Source organism: Labedaea rhizosphaerae (genome assembly GCF_004362825.1).
Lineage (GTDB): Bacteria > Actinomycetota > Actinomycetes > Mycobacteriales > Pseudonocardiaceae > Labedaea > Labedaea rhizosphaerae.
This window is the reverse complement of sequence record NZ_SNXZ01000001.1, coordinates 1,466,786-1,489,635: the sequence shown is the minus strand read 5'-3', so window position 1 is coordinate 1,489,635 and position 22,850 is coordinate 1,466,786. Positions and strand designations below refer to the sequence as shown.

Annotated in this window: 27 protein-coding genes and 1 tRNA gene; 9 read left to right on the top strand and 19 right to left on the bottom strand. The window is 68.7% G+C overall.

Annotated elements, in window-relative coordinates; translation table 11 throughout:
- Positions 1–7: 7 nt before the first annotated feature.
- Together EV186_RS07045 and EV186_RS07040 are read left to right on the top strand one after the other, a co-directional pair.
- Positions 8–496 carry a DUF1772 domain-containing protein gene (locus EV186_RS07045; RefSeq protein WP_133848210.1) on the top strand — a complete coding sequence of 163 codons (489 nt, stop codon included), beginning with the start codon at positions 8–10 and terminating at the stop codon, positions 494–496.
- Between the two features lie 447 nt (positions 497–943).
- Entirely contained in the window at positions 944–1,453 is a 510-nt protein-coding gene (locus EV186_RS07040) for a hypothetical protein (protein WP_133848209.1), read from the top strand.
- A gap of 82 nt (positions 1,454–1,535) precedes the next feature.
- Here EV186_RS07040 and EV186_RS38770 read toward each other — a convergent pair whose 3' ends face one another.
- The 3 genes from EV186_RS38770 to EV186_RS07030 all read right to left on the bottom strand — a co-directional run bounded on the left by EV186_RS38770 (position 1,536) and on the right by EV186_RS07030 (position 2,689).
- Positions 1,536–1,688: a hypothetical protein gene (locus EV186_RS38770; protein ID WP_166659045.1), complete on the bottom strand. Its 153-nt coding sequence runs from the start codon at positions 1,686–1,688 to the stop codon at positions 1,536–1,538.
- 236 nt (positions 1,689–1,924) lie between these two features.
- Positions 1,925–2,305, bottom strand: coding sequence for an XRE family transcriptional regulator (locus EV186_RS07035; protein ID WP_133848208.1), 381 nt, complete (start codon positions 2,303–2,305; stop codon positions 1,925–1,927).
- 3 nt (positions 2,306–2,308) lie between these two features.
- A complete protein-coding gene (locus EV186_RS07030; RefSeq protein WP_243753853.1) occupies positions 2,309–2,689 on the bottom strand; it encodes a type II toxin-antitoxin system RelE/ParE family toxin in 381 nt (126 codons plus the stop codon).
- An 890-nt stretch (positions 2,690–3,579) separates the two neighbouring features.
- Between EV186_RS07030 and tcmP the strand changes: the two genes are divergently transcribed.
- A complete protein-coding gene (gene tcmP / locus EV186_RS40755; protein WP_133848206.1) occupies positions 3,580–3,813 on the top strand; it encodes a three-Cys-motif partner protein TcmP in 234 nt (77 codons plus the stop codon).
- A 98-nt stretch (positions 3,814–3,911) separates the two neighbouring features.
- On the opposite strand, the gene EV186_RS07020 is transcribed toward tcmP, so the two are convergent.
- The 3 genes from EV186_RS07020 to EV186_RS07015 form a co-directional block, all read right to left on the bottom strand.
- Positions 3,912–4,133 carry a helix-turn-helix transcriptional regulator gene (locus tag EV186_RS07020; RefSeq protein WP_208115490.1) on the bottom strand — a complete coding sequence of 74 codons (222 nt, stop codon included), beginning with the start codon at positions 4,131–4,133 and terminating at the stop codon, positions 3,912–3,914.
- The gene (locus EV186_RS38765; protein WP_166659044.1) at positions 4,118–4,270 is read right to left on the bottom strand and encodes a hypothetical protein; all 153 of its coding nucleotides are present in this window, start codon (positions 4,268–4,270) and stop codon (positions 4,118–4,120) included. Before EV186_RS38765 ends, EV186_RS07020 begins: the two co-directional genes overlap by 16 nt.
- A 271-nt stretch (positions 4,271–4,541) precedes the next feature.
- Positions 4,542–4,614 (bottom strand) — tRNA-Lys (locus tag EV186_RS07015).
- Positions 4,615–4,679: 65 nt separating this feature from the next.
- On the opposite strand from EV186_RS07015, the gene EV186_RS07010 reads away from it, so the two are divergent.
- Positions 4,680–5,078: a VOC family protein gene (locus EV186_RS07010; protein ID WP_133848205.1), complete on the top strand. Its 399-nt coding sequence runs from the start codon at positions 4,680–4,682 to the stop codon at positions 5,076–5,078.
- A 19-nt stretch (positions 5,079–5,097) separates the two neighbouring features.
- Here the strand turns inward: EV186_RS07010 and EV186_RS07005 are convergent, their stop codons facing one another.
- Genes EV186_RS07005 through EV186_RS06995 form a run of 3 tightly spaced genes read right to left on the bottom strand, consistent with a single transcriptional unit; the run spans position 5,098 to position 6,805 of the window.
- Positions 5,098–5,961 carry a WXG100 family type VII secretion target gene (locus EV186_RS07005; protein WP_133848204.1) on the bottom strand — a complete coding sequence of 288 codons (864 nt, stop codon included), beginning with the start codon at positions 5,959–5,961 and terminating at the stop codon, positions 5,098–5,100.
- Positions 5,962–5,973: 12 nt separating this feature from the next.
- Positions 5,974–6,333 carry a type VII secretion target gene (locus EV186_RS07000; RefSeq protein ID WP_133848203.1) on the bottom strand — a complete coding sequence of 120 codons (360 nt, stop codon included), beginning with the start codon at positions 6,331–6,333 and terminating at the stop codon, positions 5,974–5,976.
- Between the two features lie 28 nt (positions 6,334–6,361).
- Complete coding sequence (locus EV186_RS06995) at positions 6,362–6,805, bottom strand: hypothetical protein (protein WP_133848202.1); 444 nt, start codon at positions 6,803–6,805, stop codon at positions 6,362–6,364.
- Positions 6,806–6,937: 132 nt separating this feature from the next.
- Between EV186_RS06995 and dusB the strand changes: the two genes are divergently transcribed.
- From dusB to phoU, 5 genes are all read left to right on the top strand, one after another.
- A complete protein-coding gene (gene dusB / locus EV186_RS06990; protein WP_133848201.1) occupies positions 6,938–8,074 on the top strand; it encodes a tRNA dihydrouridine synthase DusB in 1,137 nt (378 codons plus the stop codon).
- A 35-nt stretch (positions 8,075–8,109) separates the two neighbouring features.
- Positions 8,110–8,562: a hypothetical protein gene (locus tag EV186_RS06985; protein WP_133848200.1), complete on the top strand. Its 453-nt coding sequence runs from the start codon at positions 8,110–8,112 to the stop codon at positions 8,560–8,562.
- Between the two features lie 198 nt (positions 8,563–8,760).
- The gene (locus EV186_RS06980) at positions 8,761–9,669 is read left to right on the top strand and encodes a GGDEF domain-containing protein (protein WP_424982149.1); all 909 of its coding nucleotides are present in this window, start codon (positions 8,761–8,763) and stop codon (positions 9,667–9,669) included.
- Between the two features lie 357 nt (positions 9,670–10,026).
- Entirely contained in the window at positions 10,027–12,672 is a 2,646-nt protein-coding gene (locus EV186_RS06975) for an LCP family protein (protein ID WP_166659043.1), read from the top strand.
- 63 nt (positions 12,673–12,735) lie between these two features.
- Positions 12,736–13,398 (top strand): phosphate signaling complex protein PhoU, encoded by a 663-nt coding sequence (gene phoU / locus EV186_RS06970; RefSeq protein WP_133848198.1) that lies wholly within the window; start codon positions 12,736–12,738, stop codon positions 13,396–13,398.
- Between the two features lie 121 nt (positions 13,399–13,519).
- Here phoU and EV186_RS06965 read toward each other — a convergent pair whose 3' ends face one another.
- From EV186_RS06965 to EV186_RS06915, 10 genes are all read right to left on the bottom strand, one after another.
- Positions 13,520–14,296: an ESX secretion-associated protein EspG gene (locus EV186_RS06965; RefSeq protein WP_133848197.1), complete on the bottom strand. Its 777-nt coding sequence runs from the start codon at positions 14,294–14,296 to the stop codon at positions 13,520–13,522.
- A complete protein-coding gene (locus EV186_RS38760; protein WP_166659042.1) occupies positions 14,296–15,996 on the bottom strand; it encodes a PPE domain-containing protein in 1,701 nt (566 codons plus the stop codon). The genes EV186_RS06965 and EV186_RS38760 overlap by 1 nt, the downstream gene beginning before the upstream one ends.
- A 20-nt stretch (positions 15,997–16,016) precedes the next feature.
- Complete coding sequence (locus EV186_RS06950) at positions 16,017–16,586, bottom strand: DUF3558 family protein (protein ID WP_133848196.1); 570 nt, start codon at positions 16,584–16,586, stop codon at positions 16,017–16,019.
- A 35-nt stretch (positions 16,587–16,621) separates the two neighbouring features.
- Positions 16,622–17,014: a hypothetical protein gene (locus EV186_RS06945; protein WP_133848195.1), complete on the bottom strand. Its 393-nt coding sequence runs from the start codon at positions 17,012–17,014 to the stop codon at positions 16,622–16,624.
- An 85-nt stretch (positions 17,015–17,099) separates the two neighbouring features.
- Complete coding sequence (gene pstB / locus EV186_RS06940; protein WP_133848194.1) at positions 17,100–17,876, bottom strand: phosphate ABC transporter ATP-binding protein PstB; 777 nt, start codon at positions 17,874–17,876, stop codon at positions 17,100–17,102.
- A gap of 5 nt (positions 17,877–17,881) precedes the next feature.
- The gene (gene pstA, locus EV186_RS06935) at positions 17,882–18,796 is read right to left on the bottom strand and encodes a phosphate ABC transporter permease PstA (RefSeq protein WP_133848193.1); all 915 of its coding nucleotides are present in this window, start codon (positions 18,794–18,796) and stop codon (positions 17,882–17,884) included.
- Positions 18,796–19,752, bottom strand: a complete 957-nt coding sequence (gene pstC, locus EV186_RS06930; protein WP_279538286.1) for a phosphate ABC transporter permease subunit PstC — start codon at positions 19,750–19,752, stop codon at positions 18,796–18,798. Before pstC ends, pstA begins: the two co-directional genes overlap by 1 nt.
- A gap of 109 nt (positions 19,753–19,861) precedes the next feature.
- Positions 19,862–20,995, bottom strand: coding sequence for a phosphate ABC transporter substrate-binding protein PstS (gene pstS / locus EV186_RS06925; RefSeq protein WP_133848191.1), 1,134 nt, complete (start codon positions 20,993–20,995; stop codon positions 19,862–19,864).
- Between the two features lie 134 nt (positions 20,996–21,129).
- Positions 21,130–21,996, bottom strand: coding sequence for a mycothiol synthase (mshD, locus tag EV186_RS06920; protein ID WP_133848190.1), 867 nt, complete (start codon positions 21,994–21,996; stop codon positions 21,130–21,132).
- Between the two features lie 27 nt (positions 21,997–22,023).
- Entirely contained in the window at positions 22,024–22,770 is a 747-nt protein-coding gene (locus tag EV186_RS06915; RefSeq protein ID WP_133848189.1) for a winged helix-turn-helix transcriptional regulator, read from the bottom strand.
- Positions 22,771–22,850 lie beyond the last annotated feature (80 nt).

Here is a 22,850-nt window from a genome sequence, read left to right as displayed (position 1 = left end):
TTTGGGTATGCGTCGGGGTTTGTGGTTCGCCGCGGTGCTGTTGACCGCGCTCACGATGGGCCTGGAGTTCGCGCACGCCCTGGAATGGCCGGCGAAGCAGGGCTATTCGGGGCAGCTGTGGGTGCGGCTGCAGGAGTCGCTGTACACGTGGTTCGGCACGTTGGGCGCGGTCGTGTACGTGTTGGCGGTCATCGTGGGCGTGGTGCTGGCGTTCCGGGTCCGGCGGGCGCCGACGTGGTGGGCGGCCGGGTTGCAGGTGGCCGCCCTCGCGTCGTTCCTCGCGGTGATCTACCCGGTGAACCAGCGGCTGCCGATCTCGTCGAGCGACCAGGTCACGGTGCCCGTCGACTGGACGTCGCTGCGCGTGCGCTGGGAACTAGGCCACACGGTGGGCTTCGTGCTGTTCCTGACCGCCTTCGTCCTGCTGCTGACCACCACCCCAGAGAAAGACAGCGACAAACAACTAGAGGCGCCGCACCTCCGCAGCCCGAACTGATGGGGGTCCGGGGCACGCCCCCGGCCGGGGTGTGAGGCTCGGCCCCACAAAGAACAACGAAGACCGCCGGGGGGAAGGCGTGCGCGCCGAACAGGCGGTGCCTAAGGCCGAGTAGGGCGCCTGGGGCTCGAACCCAGAACCTACGGATTAAAAGTGCGTAGCTAGGTGGTGCTTAGAATGGTTTCGCCAGGTCAGCATGACTACTACCGTGGATTGTCTGCCTGTTGCGGCTCTGTCTCGCTAGGTTTCGCAGTCATCGCCGCCGTCACGAGCCGCTAGCTAAACACCGTTGCTTGGCCCCTGATCGTTCGCTGCCGAGTCTCGGATTGGGGACCTCGGTCCGTGATCCGATGCCGCGTTGATCATGGCCACGCCCAGAATGGCCGCTCGGTGGGCTACTTCGCGTGAACAAGCAACAGCGCCCGAGCGGACCGCGATAGCCCCGACGTGTGGACTGCAATCCTGCCGGCGATCAGCTCCGCGATCATCGCCGGCGTCGTGTCGATCACCGTTCCCCAGATCACCTTCAACTTCACCAGGCGTCTCGAGGAGGACCGCTGGCGGCGCGGGCAGCGCTCTCAGCTTTACATCGATCTGCTGTCCGAGGCACACGCCGAGAAGTCGTGGTTCTTGGGCGAGCTAAGTGATAGATACCGGCTTACGCCGAAGGTCGACACCCGGATGTCTCCGACAGATCGGGTTCGGCTGGGCGCGCGCTGCACCCAGTTCGCCTCTGACGATGTCCAGCGCAAGTTCAACAAGATCGGAGCCATAATCCTGGGCTACGACCTTGGCCTAGACCGGGCCGTCCCTGAGGACGAGGATGCTCAGAACTTGCCCTCGATACGCCTCGGCAACCAGATCGCCGTGCAACGGGAACTCGCCGCCGCCTTCAACGAGCTCGAACAAGCGATTGAGCGTGAAACCAAGGGCGACACACGCAAGAACGACCCCTGATCGGTGTCCGAAGGCCCGGCGTCCATGTCGGACCGGGGCCTTCGTCGCAGGCGAGTGTGATGCCAAACTGGGCGCGCCCGAGCTACTGAATGTCGTCCCCAGCACCAATCACGGCCGCTTGCCAGGCGTCTGGGGCGTACACGGCCACGTCCACCTGGTCGTCGCCATTCGGCCTGGTCACGTATAGGAGGCCATCGCGGACGTAGAAGTCGGTGGCCGACTTGTGTTCGTCCATCCGACCCTGCTTGTTCCGGACACCAACCATGAGCTGCTCCTGACGGGTGAGAGCTACTTCAGCGTGCGTCACACCAGTCGCGGAGTGATCGCTCCGCGTTACGCCTCTACCGGGTTACCGCCAAGAAGTGAAGCGCGATACCGCGCCCATCCAGCCCATCGACGCAGTGCTGCCGGACCACGGCAGAGAGGCAGCCCAGATCACCCTGACGTCAGCGCACCTCGCCCTACAAGAGACTACGAGGAGACGAGCTCGGCCTGCTCGATGGCTGTGCGATCCACCTCGCTCGTTGAGACGTTGACATCGTGATCGACAAAGTCAGCCACCAACTTGAGGCGACCCCCTAAGGCCAATACATATCGACTTAGGGTATCGACTTCCATCTGCCCAACTTCGCCGCTCTCAAGTTGGCTGACACGAGGTTGGCTAATACCCATACGCTTCGCGACCTCCCCCTGAGAGAGCTTGAGCTCCTGACGAAGCTGGGCGAGCCGAAACCCGAGCACGTATGCCTGAGTCCGAGTGCGGGCCTCGTCGCGAGCCGCGTGTATGTCTCGCCCATTGGCCTCGTCACGCCGTGCCTTCTCGGCCTTGACATCCCTCCATGAACGGGTCATGGCTCAGCCCTCCCTCTCGTCACCATCGATGTTCGCCAGATGTTCGCCATAACGCTCATCCGCTAGGGGAATGTTCCGCTTGTACCAACCCTTCCAATCACCGGCCTTGTCACCCGCTGCCAACAGGATCGCCTGTCGCCGAGGGTCAAAGATGAACAAGATCCGAACTTCAGAGCCGCCAGCTGAGGCCGGCCGGAGTTCCTTCATGTTGTGATAGGTGGACCCCTTGATCTTGTCTACGAGAGGGCGACCCAGCGTTGGACCGGTTTCCGCAAGCATCTCGATCGCCTCCTCAACCAAGTCGGCAGTCTCAGAGTCCTCCTCCGTCAACTTCAAGAACCATGTGTTGACACTGTCGTGCAGCTCGATCTCCCATGGCCCCACACCCACGACTATAACGCAGGCCTTATAGCGCATCAACCACGGACTTGCGCCACGCTCTCACACACAGTGATCGGACAGGTCCTAGAAGTCGACGGAAGGCGTCAGGCCGGCCCACATCGCCGACCTATGGGGATCTTTTAGTTGATCACCATCGGCTTTTGCGCTGATCGACAGGTGTAGCAGTCAGGGCTATAACGCGCTGACCTGCGGCGAAACGGTTTTCCCTTGGGACCCGTACTACGCTCCGCTGTACCCTTCGGGCCGCTGTCGCGGAGCGGAGCGGAGTACGGGTCGCGCGTCGCGACACGCCGCGGCACGCTGCGCGTTACCAAACTGATACGAAGTTCTCACTGTGCCCGGTGGTCCACAGTCCGGCCATGACGGTGCACCTTCCGAGCTTGCTCACCATCGAGCGTTGCGTGCACCTTGGACGCGGCCTTGACGCCCTCGGGTGGAGACGCGGCCGGTGGGTACCAGGCTAAGTTCGCGAGCGGCTCCTCGCCGCTCTCGCGGTGTTGAGTACGCCGGGATCAGAGATCCGCAGGATCATGGCTACCTGTGGTGGTGATCAGCACCGGAAACACTGCGGCCTGTCGCTGGGCGTCACGTTCCCGTCGTTGAGCAGTAGGCCGAAGAATCGGAAGACCAGGACCGCAACGAATAGAGCCGCAAAGACCCCCAGCACCCACAGGGCGCCGAACAGCAACATGCCTGCCCAAGGCACTAGTTCTGAGAACAGTTTGCGAACCCGATCCACGGCGAATAGGTCGGCAACACAGCAAATCCGTTACAGACCTCGAATTCGCGAGCGCTTGCACTCGTATGGGGGATGACACTCTGCCTCATCGCGCCGCACTGTTGGTGTTGACCTTGGGCGCGAGGGGGCTGCGATGGGCGTGCTGTGGCCGCTAGAGCCAGCGACGGCCGCCAAGCACCGCTTGTACAGGCGGTACTTGAACGCATGGTGGCCGATCATGCTTCAACAGTCGGGATCCCGACAGGGATGGGACCGCGTCACTTATGTCGACGCGTTCGCTGGGCCCGGCCGGTACGAAGGCGGTGAAGAAGGCTCCCCCGTGTTCGTGCTGAACCTGCTCCTGCAGATGCTGCGCGGGACCGCATGAACCTCACCCGGGATCGGTGTGCTTGGCGTTTATCGAGAAGCGGAAGTTTGTATTGTGCTAGTCCGACAGACAAGCCGGTTGAAACGAGTTCTGACGGGTCAGCCCCAGTTACCGCGGCCCGGCCGGTTCTTGGCCCAACCGATGATGGTGCTGGGCCGCCACAGCTGTGCGCGGCCGAGCTTGTTGTCGGGTTCTGGCATTTGGTCGCGGTTGCGGTACGCGCTGACAGTTGCTGGCCGCACGCCCAAGTACTCGGCGACCTCGGCGGTCGTCCACCACTCCGCGCGGGTGTCGGGCCTGACTGTCACTTCGACCTCCACGCGTGCTCCACGATGGAGTCGAGCGAGGACCGGCGCGGCTCCCAGCCGAGCTCGGCGAGCGCCCGCCGAGGGTCAGCCAGCAAGACCTGCGGGTCGGCGGCGGCCTCGCGGTGGATGATCGGCACGGAACGGCCCACGACTCGCTCGACGGCCGCCACGACCTCCCGAACTGACGACCCCTTGCCGCTGCCGATGTTGTAGCGGACCCGGTGAGGTAGTTGCGTTTGCCAGTGAGCGGGTCGAGACCTGCGTAGACGCTGACCTGGTAGGAATTGCCTCGCTTCCGGATCTGCTGCATGTCGTCACGCCGGGCCATGACTGCGAGCGTAACGCCACTCGCAGTCATGGCCGCAGTCATTGATCAACCGACGTGATCTTCAACCGGACGTTGTCGCTGGTCAGAGGAAGTAGGGCGCCTGGGGCTCGAACCCAGAACCTACGGATTAAAAGTCCGCAGCTCTACCAATTGAGCTAACGCCCCTTACTGCGCAGTGTAGCGAGGCCACACAGCTGTTTTCGTCGGTGGTGACCGCTAGCTTCCACGACATGGCACCACGGATCTCGTTGACCCTGGACACCACGCACGCGAGCGAACTCGCCGAGTTCTGGAAGTTCGCGCTCGGGTACGTCGACGAGCCGCCGCCCGCGCCGTTCAAGACGCGGCAGGAGTGGGTCGCGTCGTTCGACCTGCCGGACGACGACGGCGACGGCGCCTGGTTGATCGACCCCGACGGCGTCGGGCCGCGGCTGAGCCTGCTCGACGTCCCCGAGCCGAAGACCGCCAAGAACCGGTTGCACGTGGACCTCAAGGTCGGCGGCAGCTGGGCGCACGTCACGGCCGAGGCCGAGCGGCTCACCGGCGCCGGCGCGTCGGTCCTCCGGGTCGACCAAGGGCACCACATCGTGATGGCCGACCCGGAGGGCAACGAGTTCTGCCTCTGCTGATCAGGCGGGCAGAGGCTGTTCAGGCAGGTACTGGGGTGTTGACCTTGGTGGCCTCCGGCAGCTCCTTGAGGATCTTGTAGATGTTCGAGAACAGCCCAACGAGCTTCGAGACGATCTCGCCCGCCTCGGCGATGGCCTCGAGCAGTTCCTTGATCGTCTTCGCCACCTTGGTGCTGCAGCGGAAGATCGAGCCGAGCGCCTGCTCGACGACCAGCGGGGTGGCCAGGCCAAGCGACGCCGCCTCTTCGATGGCGTCCTCGATCAGCTCGGCCACCAGGGTCGAGATCAGCTCTCGCACCGTGTCCCGGACCGCGGCCACGGCGACGCCGGTGATCTTCACCAGCGCCCCCATGCCGCTGCTGAGGTCACCGACCGCGCCCATGCTGTGCGCGAGCACGGTGGACGAACCGCGGTAGTTCTCGGCCGCGTCGCCGTTCCAGGACGACGTGCCCGGCTTGATCGACGACTCGAGGTCCTTCGCCGCCGCCTGCATGGCGTTGTTGATGTTGTCCCACGTCGTCGAGCGGCCCTCGATCATGTCCGGGTTGCCCGCGAGACCGTCCAAAGCGGCCCTGAGCGGCTTCAGGTGCTCGATCATCCAGCCGACCAGCATGCTCAGCGCGGTGCCGATCGGGTCCATGACCGTGCCGAGCAGGTCGAGCTCGACCGTGGCCAGGCTGGTCAGCTTCTCGATCACCGTGCCGTTGCGCAGGTTCTCGCCCAGCTCCTTGGCGTCGGCCCACGGGCCGGTGCCCTTGAGCCAGTCGCCGCCGGAGGTGACCGGGCTCAGCGAGCTGTAGTCGCCGTTCTGGATCTCGTCGAGGTCGGGGCCGTACTGACCGGGGTCCGGCAGGGCCTTCTCGTCCACCAAGGGGTTAGCCATCGGATTCCTCACTCAGCACGGGGTGGCAGGCGTGTCGATGATCGTGATCCTGTTCAGCTCTTCCAGGATGTTCTCGATCAACTCGGTGACGTTGCGGTCGAGCGTGTCGTACGACTGCGCGGTGTCGTCGAGGTTGTCGACGGCGTTGTGCAGCTTGTCCGAAGTGGTCTGCAGCGCGTCGGTCGCCCGCTGCTCCACCGGCTGCAACATCGGCGGGAAGAACTGGCAGATCAGTCCGTAGGCGATGTCGAAACCGCCCGGCGTGATCTGGTGCCCCGCGTCCAGCGCGGTGTCCGCCTGCCCGGCCACCCCGTTCACGTGTTCGGCGTGCGACCGGAGTTGTCCGGTGTCCACCTCGAAAAAGTCGCCCATGGCGTCCCCTTTGCGTTGATCCCTCGAGTCAGTGCCAGTCGTCTTGCCGGCCGATGCGCATGTCCTCCACCGGTTCGCCCGCGTCCCGCTCCGGTGGCTGGGGGTAGCGGCCGGCGAAGCTGTTCACGACGGCCCGGCCCGCGGAGTCGTCCACGGCGTCGTTCTCGCTGACGATCTCCCGCACCTTGCCCTGGATGCCGGCCTGGGCGCGTTGCACCGCGGCCATCACCTCGTTCGCGATCTGCGACGGGCTCATCCCGCGTGCCTGCTCGGAGAGGACCAGACCGGCCAACCCGCCGGTGGTGCGCACGGTGGCGCGGGCCGCGCCCACCTCCGCGGTGACGGTCGCGGACTCGATCTGCTTGCGCACGGCGGCGAACTGCACCATCCGCTGCTGTGCGTCCAGCACCATCATGTCCAGCTTGCGCTTGGTGTCCGCCGGGTTACCGGTGAACGCAAAGCCTTCGGTCATCTTCTCGTCCTCACCTGTTCGCTTGCACGCGCACGGCACACAGACTCGACGGCGGCCGTGTGGGTTCCCCACCGTTGGCAGCAATGTGCGGTAGGGAATCGACGACCGTGAATCATTGGCTAGCCTGGCGGCATGGCCACACCTCCCGCGCTTCGGATCGGACCGTTCACGGTCGACCCGGCGGTGGTGCTCGCGCCCATGGCCGGGATCACCAACGTCGCCTTCCGGACGTTGTGCCGCGAATACGGCAGCGCGACCTCGCTCTACGTCTGCGAGATGATCACGACGCGCGCCCTGGTCGAACGCGATCCCGCGACCATGCACATGATCACGTTCGGCCCGGACGAGTCGCCGCGCTCCCTGCAGCTCTACGGCGTCGACCCGCTGACCATGGGCAAGGCCGTGCAGATGATCGTCGACGAGGACCTCGCCGACCACATCGACATGAACTTCGGCTGCCCGGTCCCCAAGGTCACGCGCAAGGGCGGCGGCGCGGCGTTGCCGTACAAGCGCAAGCTCTTCGCCGACATCGTCGGCACGGCGGTGCGCACGGCCGCGCCCGCGGGCATCCCGGTCACCGTCAAGTTCCGCATCGGCATCGACGACGACCACCAGACCTTCATCGACGCGGGCCGCATCGCCGAGGCCGAAGGCGCCATGGCCGTCGCCCTGCACGCGCGGACCGCGGCGCAGCGCTACTCCGGCGCCGCCGACTGGACGGCCATCGCCCGGCTCAAGGAAGCGGTCCAGACCATTCCGGTGCTGGGCAACGGCGACATCTTCAGCGCGCAGGACGCGCTGGACATGGTCGAGAAGACCGGCTGCGACGGCGTGGTCGTCGGCCGCGGCTGCCTCGGCCGGCCGTGGCTGTTCCGCGAGCTGCACGCCGCGTTCACCGGGCAGCCCATCCCCGAGGGGCCGAACCTCGGCGTGGTCGCGGACGTGCTGCGCCGCCACGCCGCGTTGCTCGTCGACCACCTCGGCCAGGACAAGGGCGTGCGTGACCTGCGCAAGCACATGGCCTGGTACCTGCGGGGCTTCCCGGTCGGCTCCGAGCTGCGCCAGCGGTTCGCCATGGTGCGCACGCTGGACGAGGTCGCGGCGCTGACCGAGGAACTCGACCACGACGCGCCGTACCCGCCCGGGGCCGAGGGCCCGCGCGGGCGGCAGGGATCGCCGGCCAAGGTCGTGCTGCCCGAGGGCTGGCTCGACGACCCGGAGGACGCCGCCGTGCCGGCCGGCGCGGAGATGTGGCACTCCGGTGGTTGAGGTTGGGTGTGTGGCTGAGGTTGGGTGTGGCTGAGATGCGCAAACTGCTCCTGGTCGTGGCGGCCGCCCTGTGCTCGGCGGCGTGCACGACGACCGTCGCGGGCACCCCGAAGGCCGCGCCCACCCCGACGGTCACCGGCCCGTCCGGGCAGATCAGCCAGTACTTCGGCAACCTGAACGTGGCCGGCAGCAAGGGGCCGGGCCCGCAACGGGAGTTCCTGCGGGAGACCCAGCACCCGGACTTCACCGGCGACCTGTGCGACCTCGGCGACCTGACCCTGCGCGAGGAACCGGCCATGTCGACGCTGCGGCGGGACGCCAAGTGGCGGCCGCAGGGCGGGAGCAAGCCGCGTGGCGACGTCTACGTGGTGGCGGTGTCGGTGAGCGTGCTGCGCAACGGCGCCGCGCTCGGCGAGCAGATCGGCCTCGAGCGCCTCGTGCTGCTCGACGGCAAGGTATACGGCTTCGCGCCCTGTCCCACCGGTTGACGGTCCTACCGGTCGAGCGACAGCGGTCCGGGACCTGTCGGTGACCCGCTGTTGGCACCTGTCCGGTAGCACTGAGTCGCATTCACTGGGTTGGAGCAGTTGCGCGTCCACCAGTCGAGGGAAATCCACTCTCTGGGCGTCCCCATGCCTCAAGCACGCCGTCCTTCCGGACGAAAGACATACGAAGGAGGTGACGCGGTGACCATCGTCGGGCCAGGGGTGACCGGATCCGAACCCGCGCGTGACGGCCGCACGTGGCCGCACACCCGCGATGCGACGGTACCGATGTCGCTGCGCGACACCGCCGCCTTCGACGACGCCGAGGAAGCCGGGCCGGACAACGCCAGCCTGATCCACCTGCACGAGTCGATCGCCGCCCTGCTCGCCTCCCGCGGCCAGTACCGCCAGGCGTACCAGCACCTGCGTTCCGCGCTCGACCTGGCCACGGCCGGGCAGAACGACCCGCCGCAGATCCCCGAGCAGTTCCGCCGCGAGGTCGACCGGCTCCGCAAGGAACACGCCGAAGCGCACGAACAGAGCATCCGCGACAGCCTCACCGCCAGCTACAACCGCCGATACCTGGACCAGCGGCTGGTCACCCTGCTCGGCGACGCCGACACCACCCGCACCGACCTCGCCATCGCGCTGGTCGACCTCGACTGGTTCAAGCAGGTCAACGACACCTTCGGGCACCTGGTCGGCGACCGGGTGCTGCAGCGGGTCGTCGAACTGCTGCAGGACGGGCTGCCCGAAGGCGCCTTCTGCGCCCGCTACGGCGGTGAGGAGTTCGTCCTGGTGCTGCCCGGCATCGACGGGCCGACCGCCGTCGCCGTGGCCGAGTCCGCTCGCGCGCGTGTCGAGCGTCACCCGTGGTCCAAGATCGTCCTCGGGCTGCGCGTGACCGTGAGCATCGGCCTCTCGCACGAGCCGCCCGGCGGGCCGAGCGGCGCCGCGGAACGGCAGCTCAAGCGGGCCGATGGCTTGCTGTACACGGCAAAGCAGTCGGGCCGCAACGCCGTCGCCTACCACGCCGACGGCCAGGCGAAGCTCGCCGGCGCCGCCGCCGGTCGGCGTGCGGTGGCCGAGCCGCGCGTGCTCACCCACTGACCGGATTCGGACACCATAGAGCCGGCATTGCGCCAATTGGGTTAGACCAATGCCCAAAGTTTCGTACTGATAGTGATTAAATCTCGGATCGGTATCGCCGTCAGAGCCAGCCGTCCGTAGTATCGCGGGCGCTGCGACGTTGCGGACAGCCACTACAGTCGCCGAGAAGCATTCGGTAACCCAGTGGCGGTAGCGCACGTCCACCAGCAGGACACGGCAGGCGAACACACCTCGAAAGGAGGCCGGGTGCCCGACGAGTACGGCCCACAAGGGTCCGGTCGACGAGGCGGTCACCAGGCCGATCAGCCGAGGCGAACCGACGAGCCGGAACGCCCGCAAGGACGTCGACGCCGGTCCATGGAGACCTCCGGCGGCGTGAGCGTCTCCGACCTCGTGCAACGCCACACCGGGTCCCGGCCCGACCTGCCGCTGCCCGGCAGCGAACCCGGTCAGCGCACCGGCCGCCGCGCCCTGCCCGACCCGCCGCAGTCCGGCGGTCGCAGGCGCGCACCCGAGCCGCCCGCCGCCACGAACCCGCCGACCGGCCGCCGTCGCGCCGTGACTTCGCACTCGTCGATGAAGCCGGTACCGCCCCCGACGGAGAACCCGGTCCAGAGTCCGGGGACCACGTCGCGCCGGGCGCCCGCGCCGAACGGCCGCCCACCGGCCAACGGCCACGCCGCTCCCGCCAACGGCCACGCCGCACCGACCAACGGTGCGAACGGGCACACCACCGGTACCAGTAGGGCAAACGGCTACGCCGGCAACCAGCCGCCAGCCCAGCCGCCAGCCCAACCGCCAGTTCAACCGCCCGCCCCGCCCGCTGGCCGCGCGGCGAACGGGCACACCGGCGCCCGGCCGCGCACCGGCGGCACGACCGGCGTCAACGGCCGCCCCGACGCGGGCGGCCCCGTGGGGCCCACCGGTCGTCGCACCCCGGCCGGCCCGAGCGCGCCGCCGCCACGCCGGCGCACCCAGCCGAGCGGGCAGTTCCCGCCGGTGCCGCCACCCGGCGCCACCAATGACCGTCCTGGCAATGACCGCCCCGGCACCGACCGCCCGGGCACCGACCGGCTCGACCAGGAGCCGCGCCGCCAGCCCGGCCAGGAGTCGGCGCTCCTGCCCGTTCCGCCACCCGGAACGCCGCCGTCGGCGCGCCCGCAGCACCCCAGCCTGCCGCGGTTCGTGCCGCTGCCGCCCCCGCGCAGCCCGCAGGAGCAGGCGCCCGCGAAGCCCGGCCCCAAGCCGGGGGCCGACCCGCAGGACATCTTGGGCCTCACCACCGAGATGGAGCCCATCGACGAGTCCGTGCAGAAGCGGCGCAAGGTCGACCACACCCTCGCCCGGTTCTCCGCCGTCCACGACCAGATGGCCGAGGAGGAGCGAAAACGCAAGGCCAAGCGGCTGCTCCCGTGGGGTCAGCCCGACGAGGAGATGGAAGCCGAGCTGACCCACCTGTCGGCCCGGCCCCTCGATCAGCCGCAGGCCGCCGAGGCGGACGAGGACCCGGAGAGCGACCCGCAGTCGCTCCTGGAACAGAAGAAGGGCCGGCGCCGGCACCTCATCGCGCTGACCTTGAAGATCGTCGCCCTGGTCCTGGCGATCCTGATCTTCGTCGTCACCGCGCTGGCCTGGGGCGCCAAGCAGTGGTTCGACAACAAGTTCAACGAGGTCAGCGCGCTCGACCAGAACTCGCAGGACGTGAAGAACGCCGCCGCGCAGGCCGACGACGAGAACTTCCTGCTCGTCGGGTCGGACACCCGGGCCGGTGCGACCGCCGACGAGCACGTCGGCGACTCCGCCGAGGTCCAGGGCGCCCGGTCGGACACGATCATGATCGCGCACGTGCCGAAGGACCGCACCCGCGTCGAGGTCATCTCCTTCCCACGTGACCTCGAGGTCACGCGGCCGGTCTGCCAGCGCTGGGACTCCAAGACCGGCAAGTACAGCGCCGACGTGCCCGGGGCCACCGAGGTCAAGCTGAACTCGGTCTACGCCGTGGGCGGCCCGAAGTGCGTGACCAAGACCGTCCAGAAGATCTCCGGCCTGAACATCAACCACTTCATCGGCATCGACTTCCAGGGCTTCAAGGGCATGGTCGATGCCGTGCAGGGCGTCGAGGTCTGCGTCGAGCACCCGCTGAAGGACACCGTGCTCGGCACGATCGTCCCGCAGGCCGGCAAGGCCGTGAACCTCACCGGCGACGAGGCGCTCAACTTCGTCCGCGCCCGGCACGTGATCGGCGACCCGACCTCGGACTACGGCCGGATCATCCGCCAGCAGCGCTTCCTGTCCTCGTTGCTGCGCAAGGCGATGTCGGGTCAGGTCCTGCTCGACCCGGGCAAGCTGTCCGGGTTCGTGAACGCGTTCGCCGGGTCGACGTTCACCGACAACGTCGACTCCGACCAGCTGATGACCCTCGGCCAGTCGCTGCAGCGCCTGTCCGCGGGCGGCGTGCTGTTCATCACCGTCCCGACGGTCGGCGAGGCGAACGAGCGCGGCAACGAGGTGTTGCGTGAGGCCGACACCCGCGCGCTGTTCGACGCGATCATCAACGACACCCCGCTGCCCGGCGAGAAGCCCGCGACCCCGGCACCGAACCAGCCCAAGCCGAAGCCCGTCGACCCGCACACCGTGAAGATCCAGGTCCTCAACGGCGGCAACACCACCGGCGGGATCGCCGGCACCACCTCGGACAAGTTGCACGAACTGGGCTACCAGATCGTCCGGGTGGACAACGCGCCGGACAAGGTGGACCACACGGTCGTCCGCTACGGGCCCGACCACGCCGACGCCGCCAAGGCGCTCGCGGCCACGGTGCCCGGCGCGCGGCTGGAGGCCGACGAGTCGATGGCCGGCGCGGTCGTGCTGGTCATCGGCCCCGAGTACGACGGCACGGTGAAGAACGGGAAGAGCAGCGGCAGCTCCACGCAGGCGCCGCCCACCTCCACCGTGCCGAGCAACCTGACCACGGTGAACGCCGCGGACGTTTCCTGCGTCTGAGGTTCACCAGCGGTTCACCCGCCGATTGCGGTAGATCTTGGTCGAGGCCCGTAGGCTTGCTCCATGCGTGAGGCCTACCACGAGCAGCTCAACCAACTCGCCGACCACCTGGCCGGCATGTGCGGCATGGTCGCCGATGCGATGGAGCTCGCGACCAAGGCGTTGCTCGATGCGGACCTCGCCATCGCCGAACAGGTGATCAGCGACGACGCGAAGGTCGACGAAGCCCGGTCGGTGTGCGAGGAGCAGGCGTACGCGCTGCTCGCGTTGCAGGCGCCGGTGGCCACCGACCTGCGCACGGTGCTCGCGGCCATCCACGCGGCGGAGAGCCTGGAGCGGATGGGCGACCTCGCGTTGCACGTGGCCAAGGCCGCGCGCCGACGGCACCCGCAGCCGGTGCTGCCCGAGCCGGTCAAGCCGTACTTCGCCGAGATGGGCCGGGTCGCGCTGAAGCTCGCGCACCAGGCCGAGCAGGTCATCCACACCAAGGACATCGACCAGGCCCGCGCCCTGGAAGACGCCGACGACGAGATGGACGACCTGCACCGGCACCTGTTCACGGTGATCATGGACAAGGACTGGCCGCACGGTGTGGCGTCCGCGGTGGACGTGACCCTGCTGGGCCGGTTCTACGAGCGCTTCGCCGACCACGCGGTGTCGGTGGCCAAGCGCGTCGTGTTCGTCGTGACCGGCCGCATGCCCGGCTCGGGCGACGAGGAACTCTGACGATCAACGGCAAAGCCGTTGGGAACAAAGCATTTTGCGCTTGGCAGACCGACTCGGCCATCCAGCCACACCGCACTGAACAATCGAGCCCGAGGTTGCGATCGGTTGGCCACCAACGCCTTTAGTCGAGGACCTCGTCGACCAGTTCACCGATCACCTGCTCCAGCCGACTCCGATCAGCCGGCGACCAGGTGATGTAGTACACCCCATCCAGCCCACGCTTGCGCCGCGACAGGTACCGGCCCACGTCGGTGTCGAACCAGCTGACCTCACCGGCCTCGATCGGCCGGTTCATCCGCCCGCGCCCGGTCACCGTGAACGACCCGGTCGCATCCCGCGGCCGCTGCAGAATCCCTTGCGCCACAACGAGTTGCGCCGCATCCCCAGTGCGCGCGGCCCGGTTCGGCTCGACGAAGCCGCCGGGCTCCCAGTCCAGGGCGTCCCGCACCTGCGAGCGTTCCGCCAGGGTGACCGACTGGCCCGGACCAGGGCCCATCCGCGGCAGCAACCGCACCGCCGACATGGCCAGCGACGTGGGCCGGATCTGCTCGAACCGCAGCGCGTCCCCGTCCTGCAGGACGACCACCGCGTGCCGCCCGTGCCCACACACCCGCGCCAGCAACAGCTCGCCGTTCTGGATCCCTGACACCGCAATGGAAACCTTCGCACCGGCGAGCAACCGCAGCGCGTCGGCGACCTCGACGTTGAGCCGGTCACGCTGGGCCAGGCGCCGGGCGCGCAGCCCGTCGAACATCGTCTTGGCCAGCTCGACCCGCTCCTCCAGCGTCGCGCCGACGCTGGGGATGGTGAACGGGTACGCGCGGCAGTCGAGCCCCATCGCCTCCGACAGCAGGTCGACCTCGGCGAACGAGAGGGTGAAGGTCTCGCCGTCGTCCATCAGCCACCGATGACCGGGGGCGCCGTCATCTCGTCGGAGCCGAACACGTCGTCCGGATCCGGTTCGACCAGGTAGCCGGGAGTCTGGTGCTCGCCGTCCTCCTCGCCCTCGCCGCGCCGGCCGCCCGCACCGAGGCCACCGGCCCCCACACCACCGCGGCCCGCGGCTCCGCCACGACCGCCGTAGGCGGACTCGTTGGCGGCCAGCGCACCCGCGCCCGCGCCGGCTCCGCCGCGACCGGACATGCCGGACGAACCCTCGCCCGCGCCACCGGCGCCACCGAGACCACCCGCGCCGCCCCGGCCGTAGGCGGACCCGCCGCGGGCCGTGTCGCCATAGCCGCTGCCGCCGGGGCCACCACCGAAGGGCATGCCGCCGTAGGGACCCATGCCGCCCGGCCCACCCGGTCCGGTGCCCGTGCCGGGCCCGGTGCCCGGACCTGTTCCCGGTCCGCCAGGACCGCCAGGACCGCCAGGACCGGTGCCCGGCCCGCCGCCCGGGCCACCGGGGTAGCCCTGGCCGCTCGTGCCGCCGGGGTCGGTGACGACCGGCGGCTCACCGGTGCCGTTGCCCCCGGTGTCGTTGCCGTCGCCCGCGCCCGGGTTGGTCCGGCCACCGTCGGTCGGGTCGTTCGGGATCGTGTTGGGCTTGCCGCCGTTCGGCTGGTCGATGCCCTGGTAGGTGCCGTTCTGGCCGGTGCCGGACGGGCCGTTGATGACCCCTTGCAGCTGCTTGGCGCCGTTGCCGTCGCCACCCGCGCCGTCCCCGGTGCCGTCGGCGCCACCCATCTTCGGCGGCGGCCCGAACGCCGGCATGGTGCTCGCGCCGGACAGCGAGTTGTCGTAGGTGGTCATCACCTCGGCGGCCTGGTCGTGCGCCGCCATGCTCTCGGTGCGCTGGGCGTCCAGGACGGCCTTGCGCTGGTAGTACTGCGTGGGGTCCTGGATGGTGTTGAGCTCGTTGGCGGCCGCGGCCGCGTCGTACGGCACCGGGTCGGGCATGGTCGACTGCGCCGTGCTCAGCGACGCGGAGTAGGTCGCCATCTGTGTGCCCGCGAGCTGCGAGCTCTGACCGGCGGTGCCGACCCAGTTGGCCGTGTCCGCGATGAACTTGCGCGCCGAGTCGGCGGCCTGGCCCTGCCAGTCGGCCTGGCTGTTGTTGATCGCGCTGGCCATGTCCTGCTGGAACTGGACGAGCTGGTTGCCGGCGTTGCCCCAGTACTCGCTCATCTCGCCGACCATCTTGGGGTCGGCGCCTTCGTCGACCATCGTCTTGAGGTCGGGGTGAGGGACGGCCTTGTAGTTGCTGTTCGGGATGGCGGGCGGCGTGCGGGTGTCGAGGCCTGCGGCCAGCCGGTTGGCCTGGCTGTTGAGGTCCTTGCGGTAGTTGGCCTGGCCGTTCGCGTGCGCGATGAGGTTGGCGAGCAGGTTGCCGATCAGCGGGACGTCGCCGTAGGTCTGGTCGGCCTGCGCCTGGGCCTGCTGGTTGGCCTGGTCCTGCAGCTGATTGCCGGTTTCGGCCTGGTTCTTGGTGTCGACGTAGAGGCTGGAGTTCGGGTCCTGGGTCGGGGTGTAGCTCGAACTCGAGTAGTCGATGTTCGGGTTGTAGTTCGGGCTCGACGGGTCGTACCCGGGGCTGTCCGGGTTCGACGCGTCGACCGACGCCTGACTCGGCGGCCCGTTGTGGGTCCGGTGAACCATTGGCTGCCCTCCCTGGTCCCTTACTTCGGCAGCGACGGCTCCAGCGCCGTCGCCGCCTGCGTCGCCACCTGACAAGCCTTCGTCTGGTCACCCCGGGCCCCGGCCATGACATCGACCCGCGAGGCATCGCCGACGCCGAGGCTGATCACACATAGACTCGGCGGCGACAGCCACTTCCTGGCCTGGTGGCTGCCGACCTGTGTCTTGGTCGGCTGCTCGGCGCTCACGATGTCATCGAGACCCAGGGCATCGAAGATCCCTACCTTCAGGGTGACGCCATTGGCCTGGTAACCGCACACACGGGCGTCGCCAAGAGTCGACGGGGTGCCGGTACCGGCGTCAACCTGCGCTGCGGCTTGAGCCGACAAGGTGCAAGGGTCGCTGCCGGCGAGCGAGCCGCCTTGGCCGCCGGATGGCTCGGTCGACGGGGTGGTGGTCACCGGAAACGGCGGCACCGTCGCACTGCTCGGGGGCGTTTGTGACTGGCTCGTGCTGGCCGCGCTCGGGGTACCGGCCGTCTCGTCCGAGCACGCCAGGGCACCCGCGGCAACCAGCGCGAGCACCCCTGCCATCACAACCGAACGCTTCACGTTCTCCCCAACACCCCTGTGGTTTCCCCGCCGCCTCAGGCCTGGATGAACTTGCCCCTGCCGGTGGCGTCCGTCTCCTGGTAGTTCTTCATGGCCGTCTTGATGCCCTGCTTGGCCGTCGTCAGCGACTCCTGCAGTTGCTGCAAGACAGTCAGGAAGCCCTGCTGGTCGGTGGCGACCTTCTGCGCGAACGGCGAGATGGCTTTGCCGCCGTGGCTGCCACCGAGCTTCGGGCTCTGGGCCAGATAGACCAGATCGGTGCCGGAGCCGTCGATCCAGTCCAGCAGTTTGTCGATCGCCGCGATGAGCGCCTGACCACCGGTTTCATTGACGGTGAAACCGCCGCTCGCCGCGGACTGGGCGAACTGGTCCATGCTGGCTTTGATGTTGGCCGGCGTGACGCTGCCGCCACCTGGGTCCACCAACACAGCTACGGCCTCCTACGTGAGCAGAATCCGCCCATACGGTACTACGACGTGGATCGTCGCCGAGCGGTTCCGTGAAGAGGCCTCGTCAGCCGAATCGGCCCGAGATGTAGTCCTCGGTGGCCTTGGTGCTGGGGTTGGAGAAGATCTTCTCGGTGTCGTCGACCTCGATGAGCTTGCCCGGCTGGCCGACGCCCGCCAGGTTGAAGAACGCCGTCTGGTCGCTCACCCGGGCCGCCTGCTGCATGTTGTGGGTGACGATGACGATCGTGTAGTCCTTCTTCAACTCGCCGATCAGGTCCTCGATGGCGAGGGTGGAGATCGGGTCGAGCGCGGAGCACGGCTCGTCCATCAGCAGCACGTCGGGTTGCACGGCGATGGCGCGGGCGATGCACAGGCGCTGCTGCTGACCACCGGAGAGGCCACCGCCGGGCTTGCCGAGGCGGTCCTTGACCTCGGCCCACAGGTTGGCGCCACGCAGCGCGCGCTCGGCGACCTCGTCGAGGCGCTTGCGGTCGCGCACGCCGGCCAGCCGCAGGCCCGCGACCACGTTGTCCCGGATGGACATGGTGGGGAACGGGTTGGGCCGCTGGAACACCATGCCGATGGTGCGCCGCACCGACACCGGGTCGACCGCGGCGGAGTAGATGTCCTCGCCGTCGAGCAGCACCTGGCCCTCGGCGCGGGCCCCGGGGATCACCTCGTGCATGCGGTTCAGCGAACGCAGCACGGTCGACTTGCCGCAACCGGACGGGCCGATGAACGCCGTCACGTTGCGCGGCGGCACGGCCAGGGTCACCCCGTCCACGGCGTGGAAGCTGCCGTAGAAGAGGTTCAGGTCCTTGATGTCGATGCGCTTGGCCATGCCACTCACTTCGTCTTGATGGCGGTCAGCCGCGACAGCAGCGAACCGAGCAGGTTGAACACGGTGATGATCAGCACCAGCGTGACGGCCGCGCCCCAGACGCGGGCCTCACCGATGGCGTTGGTGGTGAGCCGCTCGGAGTTCATCAGCAGCGGCAGCGACGCCATGTTGCCCTGGAACGGGTCGTAGTTGATGAACTGGTTGTAGCCCACCAGGACCAGCACCGGCGCGGTCTCGCCCATGACGCGGGCGAGCGCCAGCATGACGCCGGTGATGATGCCGGACATCGCGGTCGGCAGGACGATCTTGACGATCGTCTTCCACTTCGGGATGCCCAGCGCGTAGGAGGCCTCGCGCAGTTCGTCCGGGACGATCTTGAGCAGTTCCTCGGTGGTCCGGACCACCACCGGGATCATCAGCAGCACCAACGCCAGCGACACCGCGAAGGCGCTGCGCGGCAGGCCCAGGGTGGTGACCCACAACGCGTAGAGGAACAGCGCCGCCACGATCGACGGGACACCGGAGAGGATGTCGACGGTGAACGTCACCGCCTTCGCCAGCCGCGAGCGGCGGCCGTACTCCACCAGGTAGACCGCGACCATGATCGCGATCGGGACCGCGATGACCGCGCACAGCAGGCCTTGCAGCAGCGTGCCGTAGATCGCGTGGTAGACCCCGCCGCCGGGGTTGCGGGAGGTCAGGCCACCGAAGGACTTCTGCCACCAGTCGGCGTTCAGCACCCGGTGCAGGCCCTTCGCGAGCACCGTCCAGATCACCCAGACCAGCGGCACCATGGCCACCAGGAACGCGCCCGTCACGAGCACGGTGGCCAGCCGGTTGCGGAACTTGCGGCCCGGGCTGATCTCCTGGAAGGCCGGTGGCGTCGCCGGCCGGTCGAGGTCCGTCGTCGCCGTGGTCATCACTCGTACTCCTTGTGGCCGGCGACGATGGCCCGCGCGGCGGCGTTGACCACGAAGGTGAGCGCGAACAGGACCAGGCCCGCCGCGACGTAGGCGCCTGCGGCCTTCGGGTCGTTGAACTCCGCGGACGCGCGGGCGATCTTCGACGCGATGGTGTCGCCGCCGTCGAACAGGCTCCAGCCGAAGAACTGCGTGGTCGTGGACAGGATGATCAGCAGCGCGATGGTCTCGCCGAGCGCGCGGCCAAGGCCGAGCATCGACGCGCTGATGTAGCCCGGGCGACCGAACGGCAGCACCGTGGTGCGGATGACTTCCCACTTGGTCGCGCCGAGCGCGATCGCGCCTTCGAGGTGCGGGGTCGGCGTGCGGTCGAACACCTCGCGGCTGACCGCCGTGATGATCGGCAGCAGCATGACCGCGAGCACGATGCCCGCGACGAAGATGGTCTGGCCGATCTGCGCGCTCACGTTGCCGTCGGCGAAGATCGGGATCCAGCCGAGGTTCTCGTTGAGCCACACGGAAAAGCCCGAGAGCGCGGGCGCGAGCACCTCGAGACCCCAGAGGCCGTAGATGATCGAGGGCACCGCCGCGAGCAGGTCGACGAGGTAGGCCAGCGGCCGGGCGGCCCGCCGCGGTGCGTACTGGGTCAGGAACAGCGCGATGCCCAGCGAGACCGGCATCGCGATGACCAACGCGAAGACCGAGCTGAACACCGTCACCAGCAGCAGGTCCAGCACGCCGAAGTTCAGGTCCGCCGGGTCGGCGTTCCAGGTGCGGCTGAACAGGAAGCTCGCCTTGTTGTCGGCGAGCGGCGGGATCGCCTGGATGAGCAGGAAGATCCCGATCGCGGCGATGAGCACGACCATGAACACGCCGGCACCGGTGGCGAAGCCGGCGAAGACGCGGTCGCCCAGCCGGCCGTGCTTGGCGGCGGACTGGGAGGGCGGTGACGGAATGGGAGCCTCCGCGAACTGCTCGTCGTCGGTAACCCCACCGCCCCGCGGACCACCGCTGGTCGCGGTGGTCGCGGGGCGGCGCAGTGAGCTTCGGTCACTCACGATTGTCTCAGCTGATCGCCTGGATGGCGGTCAGCAGCTTGCTCTGGAACTGGTTGGGCAGCGGCACGTAACCGGCCTCCTGCAGCTGGCCCTGGGCGTCGGTCGCGGCGACGGTCAGGAAGGCCTTGACCGCCTTGGCGGTGTCGGCGTCGTAGCCCTTCGAGCAGACGATCTCGTAGGTCGCCAGCACCAGCGGGTAGGCCCCCGGGGTGTTGCTCGAGTAGAGGGACTTGAGGTCGAGCTCAAGGTCGTTGCCTGTGCCCTTGACCTTGGCGCTCTGGATCGCGACGCCCGCGGTCTGGGCGTTCAGCTCGACCGGGCCGGAGCCGCTGTCGATCTTGGCCATCGCCAGGTTCTTGTCCTGGGCGTAGGACCACTCGGCGTAGGCGATCGCGCCGTCACCGGCGGCGACGGCGTCGGCGACCCCGGCCGAGCCCTGCGCGCCCTGGCCGACGCCACCGTTGAACTTCTTGCCCGCGTCCTTGGTCCACGCGCCCTTGCCGGCGGCGGACAGGTACTTCTGGAAGTTGTCGGTGGTGCCGGACTCGTCGGCGCGGAAGACCACGGTGATCTTCTTGGCCGGCAGGGCCTTGCCGCCGTTGGCCGCGGCGATGGCCGGGTCGCTCCAGTCGGTGATCGCGCCGCTGAAGATCTTGGCCGCCAGCTCACCGGTGAGGGTCAGCTCCTGCGCGTCCTTGTTGTTGTAGACGATCGCGACGGGACCGAACACCAGCGGCAGGTTCCAGGCCGGGTTGCCCTTGCAGCGCTTGGCGGCCGCGTCGACCTCGCCCTTGTCCTTCTTCAGCGCCGAGTCCGAGCCGCCGAAGTCGACCTGGCCACCGGTGAAGTTCTTGACGCCGTTGCCCGAGCCGGTCGGGTTGTAGGCGAGCTGGTAGCCCTGGCACTTCTGCCCGTAGGCCGCGATGAAGGCTTCCATGGCGCCCTTCTGGGCCGTGGAGCCTTCCGCCGTCAGAGCCTTCTTGCCGCCGCAGTCGACCTGGGCCGTGCCGGTCGGTGCCGGTGCGCCGGCGCCGCTGGTCGAGCCGCCGGCCGTGTTGTTGTCACTGCCGCACGCGCTGAGCACCAACGCGCCCGCCGCGAGCACAGCCCCGAGCACGGATGCGTGCCGGTTGATCTTCACGTAGTCCTCCACCAAGGGTCGCGGGCGTCATTCGCCGCTCGACCGGGACGGTAGGCAGGCACGGTTGACAGTCGACCCTGTCCAGATGAACGCAGGGTGAACATGCACGGACTGTGACGATCGCGACTCGATGGTCACCCGGACGTGGCGTACTGGACGCCCACGCTCTCCTCGACGAACCCCAAAGCGCGATACAACCGCAACGCGGCCTTGTTGTCCGACTCCACGTAGAGGATGACGGCCGGGGCCCCGGCCGCCCGCAGGTGCCGCAGCCCCACGGCGGTCAGCGCCCGGCCCAGGCCGCCGCCCTGCGCGGCCGGGTCGACCCCGACGACGTAGACCTCGCCGACGCCGTCCGGGTGGATCTTGGTCCAGTGGAAACCGACCGGTTCGTCCTGGTCGTCCACGGCGAGGAAGAAGCCCTCGGGGTCGAACCAGGCCTCACGCTCCGTCGCCACCACGTCGGACACCGTGAGCCGGCCCTGCTCCGGGTGCCAGTCGAACGCGCGGGCGTTGACGGCGACCATGCCGGCCTCGTCGGCGCCCGGCCGGAACGTCCGCACGTGGACGCCTTCGGGCCACTTGGGCTCGGGCCAGTCCTGGACCTCCGCGCGCATCTTCAGCAGCTCACGCACCTTGCGCAGGCCGAAGCGGGTGGCGAGCGCCGCGGCGGCGGGGTGGTTGGCATGCGACCAGAACCGGGCCGGGCCGTCGATGTGCTCGAGCACGGCCGAGACCAGCTCGCCGCCGTGCCCGGCCCGCCGGTGCTCGGGGTGCACGAGCAGTTCGACGACGGCGTTGCCGAACGCGTCACCGTCAGGCGCGACGTGCGCGTACCCAACGAGGGTGTCGCCGGCGAGGAGTTCGAGGTGCTCGCCGCCCTGGTACTCGCGCAGCAGCTCGGTGCCGGTGCCGTCGGGCTGGCCGTCCGCGGCGCGCACAGCCGCGAGCAACGCGCCCAGTCGATCCGGATCAGGCGAGTCGGTCCAGCGCAGCGACATGCGTCAAACGCTACCCGCGCCGGCCGGTCAGTCCCGTCGTGATCCCGCCAGGCTGCGGTGGTCAGCCCTGTCGTCGCCGCGGTTGTCGCCGTGCGTGCGCTGCTTGGCCGGCTGAACGAACTTGTAACCGACGTTGCGCACGGTGCCGATCAGCTGCTCGTGCTCGGTGCCGAGCTTCGCGCGCAGCCGCCGGACGTGTACGTCCACGGTGCGCGTGCCGCCGAAGAAGTCGTAGCCCCAGACCTCCTGCAGCAGCTGGGCGCGGGTGAACACCCGGCCCGCGTGCTGCGCGAGGTACTTGAGCAGCTCGAACTCCTTGTAGGTCAGGTCGAGCGGGCGGCCGCGCAGCCGCGCCATGTAGGTCGCCTCGTCGATCACCAGCTCGCCCAGGCGCAGCGCGCCGTCCACGCCGGCCGGACCGGCGGGGTTGCGCGAGGTGAGCAGCCGCAGCCGCGCGTCGAGCTCGGCGGGGCCCGCGGTGGGCAGCAGGATCTCGTCGACACGCCACTCCGCGGTGACCGCGACGAGGCCGCCCTCGTTCACCACGGCGATCACCGGCACGTCGTCCCCGCCGCTCTTGAGCAGGCGGCAGAGGCTCTTCGCGGCGGCGAGGTCGAGGCGCGCGTCGACCAGCACGGCGTCGCGGTTGCCCGACTCCAGCAGCGCGGTGACCTCGGGTGCCTGCGTCCGCACGCTGTGCGGCAGCAACATCAACGAGGGCAGCACCGAGCCCGGCCGCGGGTCCGCGGTAAGGAGGAGAAGATCAAGGCTCATGCGCCGGTACCGCCTCTCTGCAACTGCGACGAGGTTGCGAGGAGAATAACGAAAGTGCCGCGCAAATGTCCTGCTCGTGC